Annotated in this window: 17 protein-coding genes; 9 read left to right on the forward strand and 8 right to left on the reverse strand. The window is 60.6% G+C overall.

Features of this window, described 5'->3' with window-relative positions:
- Window positions 1-79: 79 nt before the first annotated feature.
- Genes C9383_RS27555 through C9383_RS27565 form a run of 3 tightly spaced genes read right to left on the reverse strand, consistent with a single transcriptional unit; the run spans window position 80 to window position 2,388 of the window.
- Window positions 80-643, reverse strand: coding sequence for a peptidylprolyl isomerase (locus tag C9383_RS27555; protein ID WP_060756131.1), 564 nt, complete (start codon window positions 641-643; stop codon window positions 80-82).
- 3 nt (window positions 644-646) lie between these two features.
- On the reverse strand, window positions 647-1,450 hold the full coding sequence (locus C9383_RS27560) for an alpha/beta fold hydrolase (RefSeq protein WP_090369402.1): 804 nt from the start codon (window positions 1,448-1,450) through the stop codon (window positions 647-649).
- Window positions 1,451-1,464: 14 nt separating this feature from the next.
- A complete protein-coding gene (locus C9383_RS27565; protein WP_090369404.1) occupies window positions 1,465-2,388 on the reverse strand; it encodes a PA3225 family LysR-type transcriptional regulator in 924 nt (307 codons plus the stop codon).
- 48 nt (window positions 2,389-2,436) lie between these two features.
- On the opposite strand from C9383_RS27565, the gene C9383_RS27570 reads away from it, so the two are divergent.
- The 3 genes from C9383_RS27570 (at window position 2,437) to C9383_RS27580 (ending at window position 4,576) form a co-directional block, all read left to right on the forward strand.
- Entirely contained in the window at window positions 2,437-2,751 is a 315-nt protein-coding gene (locus tag C9383_RS27570) for a hypothetical protein (RefSeq protein WP_060756128.1), read from the forward strand.
- A gap of 151 nt (window positions 2,752-2,902) precedes the next feature.
- Window positions 2,903-3,502 (forward strand): FMN-dependent NADH-azoreductase, encoded by a 600-nt coding sequence (locus C9383_RS27575; protein ID WP_090369407.1) that lies wholly within the window; start codon window positions 2,903-2,905, stop codon window positions 3,500-3,502.
- A gap of 204 nt (window positions 3,503-3,706) precedes the next feature.
- The gene (locus C9383_RS27580; RefSeq protein ID WP_090369408.1) at window positions 3,707-4,576 is read left to right on the forward strand and encodes a carboxylate/amino acid/amine transporter; all 870 of its coding nucleotides are present in this window, start codon (window positions 3,707-3,709) and stop codon (window positions 4,574-4,576) included.
- Here C9383_RS27580 and C9383_RS27585 read toward each other — a convergent pair.
- Window positions 4,573-5,871 (reverse strand): mechanosensitive ion channel family protein, encoded by a 1,299-nt coding sequence (locus C9383_RS27585; protein WP_060756125.1) that lies wholly within the window; start codon window positions 5,869-5,871, stop codon window positions 4,573-4,575. The two genes, C9383_RS27580 and C9383_RS27585, sit on opposite strands and share 4 nt — an antisense overlap.
- A gap of 193 nt (window positions 5,872-6,064) precedes the next feature.
- Between C9383_RS27585 and C9383_RS27590 the strand changes: the two genes are divergently transcribed.
- Window positions 6,065-7,411, forward strand: a complete 1,347-nt coding sequence (locus C9383_RS27590) for a DEAD/DEAH box helicase (RefSeq protein WP_090369410.1) — start codon at window positions 6,065-6,067, stop codon at window positions 7,409-7,411.
- Between the two features lie 49 nt (window positions 7,412-7,460).
- On the opposite strand, the gene C9383_RS27595 is transcribed toward C9383_RS27590, so the two are convergent.
- On the reverse strand, window positions 7,461-7,736 hold the full coding sequence (locus C9383_RS27595) for a hypothetical protein (protein ID WP_060756123.1): 276 nt from the start codon (window positions 7,734-7,736) through the stop codon (window positions 7,461-7,463).
- Window positions 7,737-7,890: 154 nt separating this feature from the next.
- Between C9383_RS27595 and C9383_RS27600 the strand changes: the two genes are divergently transcribed.
- The 5 genes from C9383_RS27600 to copD all read left to right on the forward strand — a co-directional run bounded on the left by C9383_RS27600 (window position 7,891) and on the right by copD (window position 12,224).
- A complete protein-coding gene (locus C9383_RS27600; RefSeq protein ID WP_090369412.1) occupies window positions 7,891-8,280 on the forward strand; it encodes a transcriptional regulator in 390 nt (129 codons plus the stop codon).
- A 124-nt stretch (window positions 8,281-8,404) separates the two neighbouring features.
- Window positions 8,405-10,111 (forward strand): copper resistance system multicopper oxidase, encoded by a 1,707-nt coding sequence (locus C9383_RS27605; RefSeq protein ID WP_090369414.1) that lies wholly within the window; start codon window positions 8,405-8,407, stop codon window positions 10,109-10,111.
- A gap of 10 nt (window positions 10,112-10,121) precedes the next feature.
- Window positions 10,122-10,937 (forward strand): copper resistance protein B, encoded by an 816-nt coding sequence (locus C9383_RS27610; RefSeq protein ID WP_090369418.1) that lies wholly within the window; start codon window positions 10,122-10,124, stop codon window positions 10,935-10,937.
- 49 nt (window positions 10,938-10,986) lie between these two features.
- Window positions 10,987-11,373 carry a copper homeostasis periplasmic binding protein CopC gene (copC, locus tag C9383_RS27615; RefSeq protein ID WP_090369419.1) on the forward strand — a complete coding sequence of 129 codons (387 nt, stop codon included), beginning with the start codon at window positions 10,987-10,989 and terminating at the stop codon, window positions 11,371-11,373.
- The gene (gene copD / locus C9383_RS27620; RefSeq protein ID WP_090369421.1) at window positions 11,370-12,224 is read left to right on the forward strand and encodes a copper homeostasis membrane protein CopD; all 855 of its coding nucleotides are present in this window, start codon (window positions 11,370-11,372) and stop codon (window positions 12,222-12,224) included. The genes copC and copD overlap by 4 nt, the downstream gene beginning before the upstream one ends.
- Here copD and C9383_RS27625 read toward each other — a convergent pair.
- The 3 genes from C9383_RS27625 to C9383_RS27635 all read right to left on the reverse strand — a co-directional run bounded on the left by C9383_RS27625 (window position 12,221) and on the right by C9383_RS27635 (window position 14,252).
- Window positions 12,221-13,087: a DUF6279 family lipoprotein gene (locus tag C9383_RS27625; protein ID WP_090369423.1), complete on the reverse strand. Its 867-nt coding sequence runs from the start codon at window positions 13,085-13,087 to the stop codon at window positions 12,221-12,223. The genes copD and C9383_RS27625 overlap by 4 nt on opposite strands.
- Before the next feature lie 65 nt (window positions 13,088-13,152).
- Window positions 13,153-13,875: a TorF family putative porin gene (locus C9383_RS27630; RefSeq protein WP_090369425.1), complete on the reverse strand. Its 723-nt coding sequence runs from the start codon at window positions 13,873-13,875 to the stop codon at window positions 13,153-13,155.
- 197 nt (window positions 13,876-14,072) lie between these two features.
- Window positions 14,073-14,252 (reverse strand): hypothetical protein, encoded by a 180-nt coding sequence (locus C9383_RS27635; protein ID WP_003193095.1) that lies wholly within the window; start codon window positions 14,250-14,252, stop codon window positions 14,073-14,075.
- Between the last annotated feature and the right edge of the window lie 150 nt (window positions 14,253-14,402).

The raw sequence follows: 14,402 nt of genomic DNA on the forward strand, positions 1-14,402 counted from the left end.
GTTTGACGCCCGCCGTGCGGGCTCTCCTTTCAAAGGTGCGCGCGGCCTTGTGGGCCGCGCGCGAAGCGGCCTGCCGGCCTCAGTCGATGCGCTTGGCCGACTTGATCACGACAGGATCGATTGGCACGTTCTGCATGCCTTGCTTGGTGGTGGTCTGGGAGTTGACGATGATGTCGACGACGTCCATGCCCTTGACGACTTTGGCGAACACGGCATAACCGGCGTCACGACCCGGGTCGAGGAAGGCATTGTCGGCCACGTTGATGAAGAATTGGCTGGTGGCCGAGTTCGGGTCATTGGTACGCGCCATGGACAAGGTGCCGCGTACGTTATGCAGGCCATTGCTGGCTTCGTTCTTGATCGGTGCGTCGGTGGGCTTCTGCGACATCTGCGCGGTGAACCCGCCGCCCTGGACCATGAAGCCCGGGATCACACGGTGGAAAATCGTGTTGGTGTAGAAACCTTTATCGACGTAGGCCAGGAAATTCTTGGTGCTGATCGGCGCCTTGACCGGGTCCAGTTCGATCTCGATCTGGCCGTTGGTGGTATCGATCAGCACGTGAGGCGCCTTGGCGGGTTCGGCGGCCATCAGGTTGGCTGCGAACAGAACGGAGCCGGTAAAGAAGGCGATTTTTTTCAACATGGGTCAGTGATCCTGGGTAGTGGTTTCGACTGTCTTCAGAAAATCGAGCAAGGTCGCGTTAAAGACTTCGGGTTGGTCCAACGGCGTGGCATGGCGGGAATCCTCGATCACCACCAGACGCGCATCGGGCAGCAGTTTTACATAGTTTTCTTTATGCGCCACGGGGGTGTAGTCGTGGTCGGCGCTGATGACCAGGGTTGGACAGGTAATCCTGGAAAGTTGTTCCTGTACGCCCCAGCCCACAATCGCGTCGAAGCTGGCGAGATAAGCACGTTTGTCATTTTTTGCCCAGCGCTCGGCCATCTTGCGGCGCAGGTCGGCCTGGTGCGGTTTGGGGAACAGCCGGTCGCCGAGCGCCTTGCCGATGGTCGCAAGGCTGAGCAGGCGCGCCAGGCTCCAGCGCTTGGCCCATTGCCAGTAATCATCGACACTGCGCACCTTGACCTCGGGTGCGCTGTTGACGATGCACAGGCTCCTGACCCGGCCGGGTTCGTCCACTGCCAGCTGGAAGGCAATCATACCGCCCATGGACAAGCCGACCACATGAGCGGGTGGCAGGTCCAGGTGTTCGATCAGGGCGATCAGGTCAAAGGTGAAGCCTGCGATGCTATAGCGCTCACGGGGTTTGTCGGAACGCCCGTGACCGCGTACATCCACCACGATCAGGCGGTAATGCCTGGCCAGCACCGGGACCTGCAATTCCCAGTCCTGGCTGCTGGAGCCCAGGCCGTGGATCAGGATCAGCGGTGCGCCGTGACCATATTCCTCGTAGTGCAGGCTGCAGCCTTCGTGGTCGAACCAGGGCATGCATAAACTCCGTTTCAGGCTTGCCGTGGGGCGGCGAAAGGCGCATCCAGAGGGGCCGTGTCAAAAGTGCGCAGCAGTTCCACGAGGATCTGCGTGGCCGGCCCCAGGGGTTTGTCCTTGTTTGAGTAAAGGTAGAACGTGGGGTTGCGGCTGCCGCCTTTTTCCAGGGGTAGCTGCTTGAGCAGGCCGTCCCTGAGTTCACGTTCGATCAGGTGTCGGGGCAGCCAGGCGAAGCCCAGGCCGCTGCTGACAAATGTGGCGGCAGTGGACAGGCTGCCGACGGTCCAGCGCTGTTCAGCACCGAGCCAGCCGACATCCCGCGGCTGCTGCCGTCCGGAATCGCGGATCACCACCTGCATCTGGCTTTCCAGGTCGTGGAAGCTCAGCTCGCGGTTCAGGCGATGTAGGGAGTGGTCGGGGTGGGCCACGGCGATGAACTCCACGTCGCTCATCTCCGTGCCCAGGTAACCCGGGATGATGAACCCACAGATGGCAAGGTCAGCCATGCCATCGATCAGCAATTCTTCTACGCCTGACAACACCTCTTCGCGCAGGCGCACGCGGCAGCCGCGGCTTTGCGGCATAAACGCGGTGAGGGCGCGCACCAGGCGCGCATTGGGGTAGGCGGCGTCCACCACCAGCCGCACTTCAGCTTCCCAACCCTGTTCCATATGGTGGGCGAGGTCTTCCAGCTGGCTGGCGTTTTTCACCAGTTGCCGCGAGCGGCGCAACAGCACCTCACCGGCGTCGGTGAGCACTGCCTTGCGCCCGTCGATGCGCAGCAATGGCACCCCGAGTTGATCTTGCATACGCGCCACGGTGTAGCTCACCGAGGACTGCGAACGGTGCAGCGCTTCAGCCGCCTGGGCGAAGCCGCCATGGTCGACCACGGCTTGCAGCGTGCGCCATTGATCGAGGGTAACGCGGGGCGCTTTCAAGATGAGCTCCTCTTGTCCTAAGCTGGCAGCCTTTATGGAGACTGCCGAATGAGAAAATTCTGTTGTGTGTGGCTGGCGCTGTTGCCGATGAGCGCGTTTGCCTATCCGATCGACGTGACTAAGAAGATCGACGGTGTGAGCGTGGATTACACCGCGTCCGATGTGGACGGCGACATCAGTTCGATCCAGTTGAATAACTACGGCACGAATGACGCCGTCTGTTCGGTAACCTTTACCAACGGCCCGGAATCTCCACGTCGTCGTACGGTTACGGTGCCGGCGGGTAAAAGCACCAACACGACGGTCAAGTTCAACCGCGCCATTATCAAAATGCGTATCGCCCTGGCCTGCGCTCCCAAATGAGGCGACAGCGGAGCCTGCGCTTAGCAATACTCCGCTTATTAACAAATTTCTAGATGGGTTATAGCAGTTTTTTGCGCTTTTTTATCGAATGGGCGTTGTTTAATCTTTTCTCCATCGACTTACAGCAAGTACAGATGGAGCCTACATAGCCATGTCCAATGTTCTGATCATCGAAAGCAGTGCCCGCCAGCAGGATTCGATTTCCCGCCAACTGACTCAGCAATTCATCAGCCAATGGCAAGCCGCGCATTCGGCGGATCAGATCAGCGTGCGAGACGTGGCGCTCAACCCGGTTCCGCACCTGGACGCCAATCTGCTGGGCGGCTGGATGAAACCGGTCGAGCAACGCAGCGCCATTGAACAGGCGTCCCTGGACCGTTCCAACGAATTGACCGACGAATTGCTCGCCGCCGATGTGCTGGTGATGGCCGCGCCGATGTACAACTTCGCTATCCCCAGTACGCTCAAAGCCTGGCTGGACCACGTGTTGCGCGCCGGTGTGACCTTCAAGTACACCGCCACCGGCCCTCAGGGCTTGCTGACGGATAAACGCGCCATCGTGCTCACTGCGCGGGGCGGCATTCATACCGGCGCGACGTCTGATCACCAGGAACCGTATTTGCGCCAGGTCATGGCTTTCATCGGGATTCACGACGTGACGTTCATTCACGCTGAAGGGGTGAACCTGAGCGGTGACTTCCAGGAAAAAGGCATCAACCACGCCAAGGCGTTGCTGGCCCAGGTCGCTTGATCCGTTAATCGTCAGATAATCGCGCGGTGTTTATCTAGCTCCACGCCAACCCTTCAAGTACGCGTATCGAACCTCCCTTTGCACTTTTTGCTCCTGAGTGCTCCTGCCCGACTGCCGCTATAGCGAGGTCGGGCTTTTTTTTGCGTCGAGTTTCGTGCCGCGCCGAAAACCTTTAATGTCCCGCCCATTCGAAACGAGGCGCGCATGGGTTATCTACTGGTTGTCACTCTGATTCAGGCATTTTCCTTCAGCTTGATCGGCGAATACCTCGCCGGCCACGTCGACAGTTACTTCGCCGTGCTGGTGCGCGTGCTGTTGGCCGGGCTGGTCTTCATCCCGCTGACCCGCTGGCGCTCGGTGGAACCCGCGTTCATGCGCGGCATGCTGGTCATCGGCGCATTGCAGTTCGGCGTCACGTACGTGTGCCTTTACCTGAGCTTTCGCGTACTCACGGTGCCCGAGGTGCTGCTGTTCACCATCCTCACGCCGTTGCACGTGACCCTGATCGAAGACGCCCTCAACCGGCGCTTCAACCCCTGGGCGCTGATTGCCGCATTGGTGGCGGTGGGCGGCGCAGCGGTGATCCGCTTCGATCAGATCACGCCGAATTTCTTCATGGGCTTTTTGCTGCTCCAACTGGCCAATTTCACCTATGCCGCCGGGCAGGTGATGTACAAGCATCTGGTGGCTCGCTACCCGAGTGATCAGCCGCATTATCGGCGCTTCGGTTATTTCTACCTGGGTGCGCTGCTGGTGGTGTTGCCGGCGTTCTTGCTGTTCGGCAAGGCCAACTTCCTGCCCGAAGCGCCGCTGCAGTGGGGCGTGCTGTTATTTCTCGGCTTGGTCAGCACCGCGCTGGGCATGTACTGGTGGAACAAGGGCGCCTGCCTGGTCAATGGCGGCACCCTGGCGGTGGTGAATAACCTGCATGTGCCGGTGGGCCTGCTGCTCAACCTGCTGATCTGGAACCAGCACGAACCGCTGGGCCGTCTGGCCCTGGGCGGCTTGGTGATTCTGGGGGCGGTGTGGATCAGCCGGTTGGGCGCCAAGGCCCCCCATCGTCGCGTGGCTTAGCCGGCGCGACTCTCAGGGGCTGGTAAATGGCTGGCCCCCAACACCGCCGGCAACACCCCCGCCCGTAGATCATTACCACTCGGCTGCTGATACAGGCTCAGGCCGAACTCCGGCAATACCGCCAGCAAGTAATCGAAGATATCGCCCTGGATGCGCTCGTAATCCGCCCACGCCGTGGTGCGCGTGAAGCAGTAGATCTCCAGCGGCACGCCCTGGGCGGTGGTTTGCATCTGGCGCACCATGCAGGTCATGTTCGGCTGGATCTCCGGATGGCTTTTCAGGTACGCCAGCGCATAGGCACGGAAGGTGCCGAGGTTGGTCATGCGGCGGCGGTTGGCCGACAGCTGCGCACTGTGCCCCTGGGCTTCGTTCCAGGCTTTGAGTTCGGCCTGCTTGCGGCTGATGTAGTCGGTGAGCAGATGCACCTGGGTCATGCGCACTTCTTCATCGTCACGCAGGAAGCGCACACCGCTGGCGTCGATGTACAGGCTGCGCTTGATGCGACGCCCACCGGAGGCCTGCATGCCACGCCAGTTCTTGAACGACTCGGACATCAATCGCCAGGTGGGGATCGAGACGATGGTCTTGTCGAAATTCTGCACCTTGACCGTGTGCAGGGTGATATCCACCACATCACCATCGGCGCCTACTTGAGGCATTTCGATCCAGTCGCCGACCCTCAGCATGTCGTTGCTGGTCAGTTGCACGCTGGCGACGAACGACAGCAGGGTGTCCTTGTACACCAACAGAATCACCGCCGACATGGCGCCAAGCCCGGACAGCAGTAACAGCGGTGAACGGTCGATCAGTGTGGCGACGATGATGATCGCGGCAAATACGAACAGCACCATCTTCGCCAATTGCACATAACCCTTGATCGAGCGGGTGCGCGCATGTTCGGTACGGGCGTAGATGTCCAGCAGGGCGTTGAGCAGGGCGCTCACGGCCAGCGTCATGAACAGGATGGTGAACGCCAGCGCCACGTTGCCGATAAACAGGGCGGCGGTCTTGCTCAGGTCCGGCACGAGATACAGGCCGAACTGGACCACCAGTGACGGCGTCATCTGTGCCAGGCGGTGGAAGACTTTGTTATGGCGAAAGTCGTTGAGCCAATGCAGTGCCGGCTGGCGCCCGAGCATTTTGACCGCATGCAGGATGAGGTAGCGCGCAACCCGCCCGACCAGCAAGGCGGCTACTAGCAGCACCAGCAGACCGAGGCCGGCGTGCAGCATCGGATGTTCGTCGAGGGTGCCCCAGAGGCCTTGGACGTTGAGCCAGAGCTGTTTGATATCCATGGGTAAAACCGATTCCTCTAAATGCAAGACGGGGCCGATTAGAGCATTTAACGGCGACAATGTTGGCTTTATGGACAAAAGCTCTAACAAAAAAGCAGCTGATTAGCCCCGTTCGCGTAAAGAAACTCGGTTTGGGCGCCCGAAACCGTTACCCTATGCAGCTGATATTTTGTATTTCTTCGAGGTAGCACCCGTGTTTTCCCAATTCGCCCTGCACGAACGCCTGCTCAAAGCCGTGGCCGAGCTTAAATTTGTCGAGCCTACGCCGGTGCAAGCAGCGGCCATCCCGCTCGCGCTCGAAGGGCGTGACCTGCGGGTGACGGCTCAAACCGGCAGCGGCAAGACCGCCGCTTTCGTCCTGCCGGTACTGAACCGCCTGATCGGCCCGGCCAAAGTTCGCGTCAGTATCAAGACCCTGATCCTGCTGCCGACCCGTGAGCTGGCCCAGCAGACCTTGAAGGAAGTGGAACGTTTCTCGCAATTCACCTTCATCAAGTCCGGCATCATTACCGGCGGCGAAGACTTCAAGGTCCAGGCCGCCATGCTGCGCAAGGTGCCGGACATCCTGATCGGCACCCCGGGCCGCATGATCGAGCAACTCAACGCCGGCAACCTCGACCTCAAGGAAGTCGAAGTGCTGGTGCTCGACGAAGCCGACCGCATGCTCGACATGGGCTTTGCCGATGATGTGCAGCGCCTGGTGGGCGAGTGCGTCAATCGCCAGCAGACCATGCTGTTCTCCGCCACCACCGGTGGCTCGACCCTGCGCGACATGGTCGCCCAGGTGTTGAAAAACCCTGAGCACCTGCAGGTCAACAACGTCAGCGACCTGAACGCGACCACGCGTCAGCAGATCGTCACCGCCGACCACAATGTGCACAAAGAGCAGATCCTCAACTGGCTGCTGGCCAACGAGACCTATCAGAAGGCCATCGTGTTCACCAACACCCGTGCTGCCGCCGACCGTATCTATGGCCGCCTGGTGGCCCAGGAATACAAGGCGTTCGTGCTGCACGGCGAGAAAGACCAGAAGGACCGCAAACTGGCCATCGACCGTCTCAAGGCCGGCGGCGTGAAAATCCTCGTGGCCACCGACGTTGCCGCCCGTGGCCTGGATGTCGACGGCCTGGACCTGGTGATCAACTTCGACATGCCCCGCAGCGGCGACGAATACGTGCACCGTATCGGCCGTACCGGGCGTGCCGGTAACGATGGTTTGGCGATCTCGCTGATCTGCCACGGCGACTGGAACCTGATGTCGAGCATTGAACGCTACCTGAAGCAGTCGTTCGAGCGTCGTACCATCAAGGAAGTCAAAGGCACCTACACCGGTCCGAAGAAGGTCAAGGCGTCGGGCAAGGCTGTCGGAGTGAAGAAGAAAAAAACCGACGCCAAGGGCGACAAGAAGAAGACTGGCGCCAAGTCGCCGACCAAGCGCAGGATCGCCAACCGGCCGAAGACCGACAACCTGTCGCTCGTCAGCAAGGACGGCATGGCTCCGCTCAAGCGCCGCAAGCCAGAAGCGCCATCTGCCGAGTAAGGCAGGGGTGATATGAAAAAACCGGACATTGTCCGGTTTTTTTATGGCCTCAGTTTTTGCTTTTGGCGGCGGCCTCTTCCAGATCCTTGAGGCGTTGATCGATCAGTTGGCACTTGTCGGGCAAGTCGGCCGCGGTGGTGTCCACGTCCATTTTCTTCAGCTCGGCGTTGATTTGCTCGGCCTTGGCCGGGTTTTGCTGTGTCAGCTGGGTGACTTCCCGGGCCAGTTGTTCGCGCTTGGCGGTGGCCTCTTCGGGAGTGCAGGCCCAGGCGGGCAGGGCGGACAGCAGCGTGGCGGCAATCGCCAGTTTTATCAGGGCATTCATGGTCGGACCTCCTTGGCAGTGATGTTCAGTGGAGGTGACGGGGGCGTGGAAAGTTCATAGAAATGACGCCTGTCTACTCAGCTGAACGGCCGCTGACGTGGCCTGTCACACCTTTTGACGGGCTACTTTCCATCGGCCTGCGGGAGGAATCAGGATGACGACTTACAACTGGGATCTGATCGAACGTCTGCTGCATGAAGTACAGAACGGCGAAGGTAGCTTCGCCCCACGCATATACGCCGAGCAGGAGGCGGCCGAGAAGGCGACGGCGGGTGAGCCTACCGGCAATCTGGATGCGCTGAAAAGGACCGCCGCGGACTACGAGGCGCTGCTGTTCAAGCGTGGTTTTATTGAGTCGCGCCCGGAGGAGGAGGGCGGCAATGGCGAAAACTTCATCCTGACCGCGCTCGGTGCGCAGTTGCTGGCGTTGATCGACAGTTCGATCCCGGGCAATGACCACCCGCGCCAGGTACTCGACGAGCAGCCTGATGCACTGGACCCGGCAACCTTTGCCACCGTTGCGTCCAAGGCTCAGATCGCCTGATGCCCAACGCCCGCGCCGCTGTGGGGTGTCGGGCGAAACTGTCAGATCGGTAATCTGCCGCTAAGGTGGCTGACAGCCGTGCGTGCCTAATCTGCTGCCATTCAACGTATGGAATTGATTTGGCATGCACTCCAAAACCACCCGACGAACATTCGTCAAAGGCCTGGCCGCCGGCGGCTTGCTGGGCGGCCTCGGGCTCTGGCGCACCCCGGTCTGGGCGTTGGCCAGCCCCGGCCAGCCCAGCGTGCTCGCGGGCACGCAATTTGATCTGTTTATCGACCAGTCGCCGGTCAACCTCACAGGCCGCGATCGCACCGCGCTGACGATCAACGGCAGCCTGCCCGGCCCGCTGTTGCGCTGGCGCGAGGGCGACACCGTGACCCTGCGCGTGAAAAACCGCCTGGCTGAGCCGACGTCGATCCACTGGCACGGCATTCTCCTGCCGTCGAACATGGATGGTGTGCCGGGCCTGAGCTTCCAGGGCATCGAGCCGGGTGGCGTGTTTGTCTATCGGTTCACGGTCAAGCAGCACGGCACGTACTGGTACCACAGTCATTCCGGGTTCCAGGAGCAAACGGGGGTGTATGGCCCGCTGGTGATCGATCCCAAGGTGCCCGAGACGTTCAGCTACCAGCGCGATTACGTGGTGATGCTGTCGGACTGGACCGATGAAGACCCCGTTGCGCTGATGAAAACTCTCAAGAAACAGTCGGATTACTACAACCGGCACAAGCCGACCGTGGGCGATTTTGTACGGGATGTGGGCAAGCAGGGTTGGTCAGCGACCGTCGACGATCGCTTGATGTGGGCACAGATGAAGATGAACCCTACGGACCTGGCCGACGTCAGTGGCCAGACCTACACCTATCTGCTCAACGGCCAGCCTCCCGGACGCAATTGGACTGGCGTGTTTCAGGCGGGGGAAACGATTCGGCTGCGCTTTATCAACGGCTCGGCGATGAGCTATTTCGATGTGCGCATCCCGGGGCTGAAGATGACTGTGATTGCCGCTGATGGCCAGCCGGTGCAGCCGGTGAGTGTCGACGAGTTCCGCATTGCCGTGGCAGAGACTTTCGACGTGCTGGTCGAGCCGACGGCGCCAGCCTATACGCTGTTTGCCCAATCGATGGACCGCAGCGGCTACGCCCGCGGCACCCTGGCTTGTCAGCCAGGGGCGATTGCCTCAGTCCCGGAGTTGGATCCGCGCCCCTGGATCACCATGGGTGATATGGGCATGGGCGGTATGGATCACGGTGCCATGGCGGATATGCCGGGTATGGAAGGCATGGACCACAGTGCGATGCCGATGCAGGCCCACCCCGCCAGCGAGCAGGACAACCCGTTGGTGGATATGCAAGCCATGAACCCGGTCCCCAAGCTCGATGACCCCGGCATTGGCCTGCGTAACAACGGCCGGCGTGTTCTGACTTACGCCGACCTGCGCAGTACCTTCGAAGATCCTGACGGCCGCGACCCCAGCCGCACCCTTGAGTTACACCTCACCGGGCATATGGAGAAGTTCGCCTGGTCGTTCAATGGGGTGAAGTTTTCCGATGCCGAGCCTTTGCAATTGACTTATGGCGAGCGGGTCCGACTGGTGTTGGTCAACGACACCATGATGAGCCATCCCATTCACCTGCATGGCCTCTGGAGTGACCTGGAAGACGAAAACGGCCAGTTCCAGGTACGCAAACATACTGTCGACATGCCGCCGGGCTCCCGGCGCAGCTACCGCGTAACCGCTGATGCGCTGGGGCGATGGGCCTATCACTGCCATCTGCTGTACCACATGGAGATGGGCATGTTCCGCGAGGTGCGTGTACATGAATGAGCAAGCGAGCATGAGCCGGCGTGTTTTATGGGCGTTCATCGGGTTGGCGTTCAGCCCGCTGACCCTGGCGGATGAGTTTCAAGGCATGAGCCCGGCGATACCCGCGCTCAGCGAGAGCCGCACGCCGATCCCGACCTTGACCGACGCTGATCGCGCCGCGGTATACAACACTCCCGGTGGGCACAAGGTTCACGACAGTGCGATCAACTCACTGTTGCTGATCAACCAGTTGGAATGGCAAGACGGTGACGGCGAGGGTGCGCTGAACTGGGATATCAAGGGTTGGGTCGGCGGCGACATCGACCGCCTGTGGTTGCGCAGTGAAGGCGAGCGCAGTGCCGGTCGTACTGAAAGCGCCGAAGCCCAGGTGCTGTGGGGGCATGCCATCAGCCCATGGTGGGATCTGGTGGGCGGTGTGCGCCAGGACTTCAAGCCGGGCGACGGGCAAACCTGGGCAGCGTTGGGTACACAGGGCATGGCGCTGTACAACTTTGAAGCTGAAGCCACGGTGTTTGTCGGCGAGGCGGGGCGTACCGCAGCCCGATTGGAAGGCGACTACGACCTCCTGCTGACCAACCGGCTGATCCTGCAGCCCACCGCCGAACTCAATTTCTATGGCCGTAACGATCCGCAGCGCGGCATCGGTTCTGGCCTTGCGCAGAGTGAGCTGGGCTTGAGGCTGCGTTATGAAGTCCGCCGCGAATGGGCGCCCTACGTGGGTGTCACCTGGAGCCGCAGCTACGGCCAGACTGCGCAATACGCACGGGATGAAGGCGCAGACACCCGTCAGGTGCGCTGGGTGGTGGGCGTACGCCTGTGGTTCTGACGCTTTACTCTTTCTATAACTCGCCGCCACGAGCGGCCTGGAGCCTTGCATGTCAATGTTGAAAACCGCGCTGACGGGCGCTGTGCTGTGGGCGGGACTGATCGCCAGCCTGGCGGCCTCGGCCCATCCGAAACTGTTGTCGTCGACCCCGGTTGAGGGGGCCAAGGGGGCGCCACCGGCCGTGATCGAGCTGCGTTTTTCGGAGAACCTGCTGACGCAGTTTTCCGGCGCCAAGCTGACCATGACCGATATGCCCGGTATGCCGAATTCGCCGATGCCGGTAAAAGCCAGTGTCGCGGCCAGTGCCGACCCCAAGGTGATGCTGATCAAGCCCGCCTCTACGCTGGTGACCGGTACCTATAGGGTCGATTGGCGTGCCGTGTCGGCCGACACCCACCCGATCCTCGGCAACGTGGTGTTCAGCGTCCAGCCATGAGTGAACTGCTTCCGGTTGTTCTGCGCTTTGCTCTTTATCTGGACTTGATGCTGGTGTTTGGCCTGGGGCTGTTTGGCCTGTATGCCGATAGCCGGCCGCTGGATCTGAAGTGGTTGCTGCGGGGGTTGGCGAGCCTGGGGGTGCTGCTTTCGGTGGCGTCGTTGTTGTCGATGACCCAGGCCATGAGCGGTGCCGAGGATTGGTCGACGCTGTGGCCACACCTGCAGATGATGCTCTGGCAGACCGAACTGGGCTGGAGCTGGTGGCTACGGATTGTTGCGCTGTTCGGGTTGGTGCTCAGCAGCCGCTTGGCCACTTGGTTCGGGGGCCTGGCATTGGTGACTCTGGCGTGGACCGGGCATGGGGTGATGCATGCGGGCGCGCTTGGAGTATGGCATCTGCTCAGTGACAGTGCGCACCTGTTGGCGGCGGCGGGCTGGGTCGGGGCATTGGCGGCGTTCGGTTTATTGCTGATGCGCAGGTCCGCGCCGGCGGTGCAGGTATTGGCACACACCTTGGCGGGCTTCGAGCGCGTGGGTGTGGCATTCGTTGCGGTGCTGATTGCCACGGGCGTGGCGAATTATCTGTTTGTGGTCGGGCCGAACCTGGATGGCATCACGGGTGGCGTCTACGCGATCCTGTTGTGTTTCAAGTTGGGATTGTTCGGCTTGATGCTGGGGCTGGCGGCGCTCAATCGTTCCCATCTGACGCCGTTGCTCCAGCGTTCGCTGGCGCAGGGCGACCACGCCGCCGCGTGTACAGCCTTGCGCCGCAGCATCGTCCTGGAGTTTGCGGCGGTGCTGGCGATCCTGGCTTTGGTGGCTTGGCTCGGGACGCTGGCGCCGACCTAGGGCTGCGTGCTCTTCAGGCATTTGAGCGCTTGAAAATCGGCGCGCACCTTGTCGATTTTCTGGGTGAGCTTCTGACGTTGTTGCACGCTGCTTTCGGCCATCAGGTCGACGATCAGGCTGCGCGCTGCCGCTTCTGTTTGTGTATAGGCGGTGCGGTACTGCGGGGTCCAAAGGCTTTCGCGGTTCACCAGCAATTGCTCGATCTTCTGCGGGAAGTCGGCGTTGCGGCGTTGTTGCAGGGCCTCGATAAATTGCGCCTGCCAGCGCGCGCGGTTGTCGATCCAGGCTTGGTTCTGCGGGCCCAATGCGATGGACCAGGCTGTCACGCGGTTCTGCTGGCTGGTGCTCAACGGGCCGATCCAGGCGTCCAGGCGTTTGCTCATACGCTCGGCGCGCTCCTTGATCTGCCGCTCCAGCGGTGGCTTGAGGTATTCGTCCTGGCGTTTTTTCAGGTCCTTGGCAAAGGCGTCCTGCATGTCCTTGACTTGCTGATCATCCAGGCCTTGTAACAGCTCGACCGCTGACGGGGTGATTTGCCGGGCAATCTCGGCGATCGCCTGCTTGGCCTCCAGGGTACGCGATTGCAGAGCGGCGTCGCTGACCTTGTTGTCGTCGACCATCTGTTGCAGGCGGTCGAGCCAATCCAGGTAGCCGGGCAATTGCGTGGTGCAGTGCCAGGCCAGGTGTTGCTTGAGTGTGTCGTTGAACCAGCTCTTCTGCCCGGCGTTCATTTCCAGGTAGTCACTGAGGGTCCAGGGGATGATCACATCGAGATTGCGGTAGGCCAGGCCTACGCGATTGCAGCCGGCCAGTATCAGGCTCAGGCTCAGCAGTATCACCAGAAGTTTGAGCCGACGCAGCATGGGCAGGTCCTTGCGCAGTGGGGTTCATGCATGTGAACCCACGCCGGGCGCGACAGTTCAGCCGATTAATAAAACGACCGCGCAGCCTTCAAGGTCAACAGGCCATCGCATTGTGAGTTGTGTCCGGAATATGCCGAGCAGTCGCTGCCGCTGAGGCTGGAGCCGCTGTAGATCAGGTCCAGGTCGATGCCTTTCCATTCGCGCGAGAACTGTACCGACCAATCGTTGAAGCTGCTGATCGAGCCTCCCTCCACTGAGACCGGGCTGCCCAACTGATGCGTGGTGTACTTCATGCTGACGCCGATGCCGAAGGGCTGCGTGCCGCCGAGGTCGGCGAACAGGGTGCTGTCCTGTCGGTCCGGGTCGTTGCTCAAGGACACGCCGAAGCGGTTGCCCAGCAGGTTCAGGCCGCCATACAACTCCTGGCTGTCGAGCGGGCTGAGCTTGGGATGGCTGTAGTGGATCAATCCGACTTCGTAGCCCAGGGTCTGGTCGAAGGGGCGTTTGAAGCCCATGTAGGAATCGACTTCGAAGTTTTTGCTGGAGGACAAGCCCATGCTGGGGGAGAACTGGCCGAAATACAGGCCGCTGTCATGGCTCAGGTCCAGGCCACCGTGGAACGAGTCACTGCCTGGCGAGGTGGGTTTGACCAGGCCCTGGGCCATGCTGCGGCTGGGGGTGGTGCCTAATTTCAGATCGAAGTCGCCCAGTTCGCGCTGGAAAATCTGCGCCTCGGCCAGTGGGCTCGCCACCAGGATGGTGATCAATACAATGCAGGGTTTGAGCACGCTTCACTCCATAAAAAGCGAGGAGCCGTAACGGAAAAATCGGGCAAGTGCCCGTGCTAGACGTGTGCAAGCATACCGGCGAATGCCAGGCGGTGAGCCCCGTTCGTCGATTGGCACAAATATGGAGAAGGTGTTTCGGGCTCCAGTCCTAGCGCCTTGAAGGCAAGACGCTTAGGGACCAGATGGGTAGACAGGTGTTATTTCTTGCCCAGGCTGATCTGCTTGGACGGGCCGAAAGTCTGGCCGCTTACGCCCTTGGCAATTTGCTGGATTTCGCCACCGGACTTGAGAAACGCTGCAATCTGGCTGTTGATCGATTCGCTGGTTTCAACGGCGGGAGCTGGCTTTGCTTTGCTGTTGGATGCTTTTACGCGCATGGCGGCCACTAACCTGTAGAAAATTAACTTGGCCAGGCATCGTACAGGAAATACTTGACAATTGCTTGGCAAATATCCCCTGGGAATAACTGGCGCGGCGGAAAATAGCCGAAGTCTATCTATCAAATAATCGCCTAACTTACTGTTTTA

It is taken from the genome of Pseudomonas palleroniana (genome assembly GCF_003031675.1).
Classification (GTDB): Bacteria; Pseudomonadota; Gammaproteobacteria; order Pseudomonadales; family Pseudomonadaceae; genus Aquipseudomonas; species Aquipseudomonas palleroniana.

Bases quoted from the DNA above. Each gene is read 5' to 3' on its own strand.
- C9383_RS27555 (WP_060756131.1), bottom strand. From the start codon at position 643: ATGTTGAAAAAAATCGCCTTCTTTACCGGCTCCGTTCTGTTCGCAGCC.
- C9383_RS27560 (WP_090369402.1), bottom strand. From the start codon at position 1,450: ATGCCCTGGTTCGACCACGAAGGCTGCAGCCTGCACTACGAGGAATAT.
- C9383_RS27570 (WP_060756128.1), top strand. From the start codon at position 2,437: ATGAGAAAATTCTGTTGTGTGTGGCTGGCGCTGTTGCCGATGAGCGCG.
- C9383_RS27575 (WP_090369407.1), top strand. From the start codon at position 2,903: ATGTCCAATGTTCTGATCATCGAAAGCAGTGCCCGCCAGCAGGATTCG.
- C9383_RS27580 (WP_090369408.1), top strand. From the start codon at position 3,707: ATGGGTTATCTACTGGTTGTCACTCTGATTCAGGCATTTTCCTTCAGC.
- C9383_RS27585 (WP_060756125.1), bottom strand. From the start codon at position 5,871: ATGGATATCAAACAGCTCTGGCTCAACGTCCAAGGCCTCTGGGGCACC.
- C9383_RS27595 (WP_060756123.1), bottom strand. From the start codon at position 7,736: ATGAATGCCCTGATAAAACTGGCGATTGCCGCCACGCTGCTGTCCGCC.
- C9383_RS27600 (WP_090369412.1), top strand. From the start codon at position 7,891: ATGACGACTTACAACTGGGATCTGATCGAACGTCTGCTGCATGAAGTA.
- C9383_RS27605 (WP_090369414.1), top strand. From the start codon at position 8,405: ATGCACTCCAAAACCACCCGACGAACATTCGTCAAAGGCCTGGCCGCC.
- C9383_RS27610 (WP_090369418.1), top strand. From the start codon at position 10,122: ATGAGCCGGCGTGTTTTATGGGCGTTCATCGGGTTGGCGTTCAGCCCG.
- copC (WP_090369419.1), top strand. From the start codon at position 10,987: ATGTCAATGTTGAAAACCGCGCTGACGGGCGCTGTGCTGTGGGCGGGA.
- copD (WP_090369421.1), top strand. From the start codon at position 11,370: ATGAGTGAACTGCTTCCGGTTGTTCTGCGCTTTGCTCTTTATCTGGAC.
- C9383_RS27625 (WP_090369423.1), bottom strand. From the start codon at position 13,087: ATGCTGCGTCGGCTCAAACTTCTGGTGATACTGCTGAGCCTGAGCCTG.
- C9383_RS27635 (WP_003193095.1), bottom strand. From the start codon at position 14,252: ATGCGCGTAAAAGCATCCAACAGCAAAGCAAAGCCAGCTCCCGCCGTT.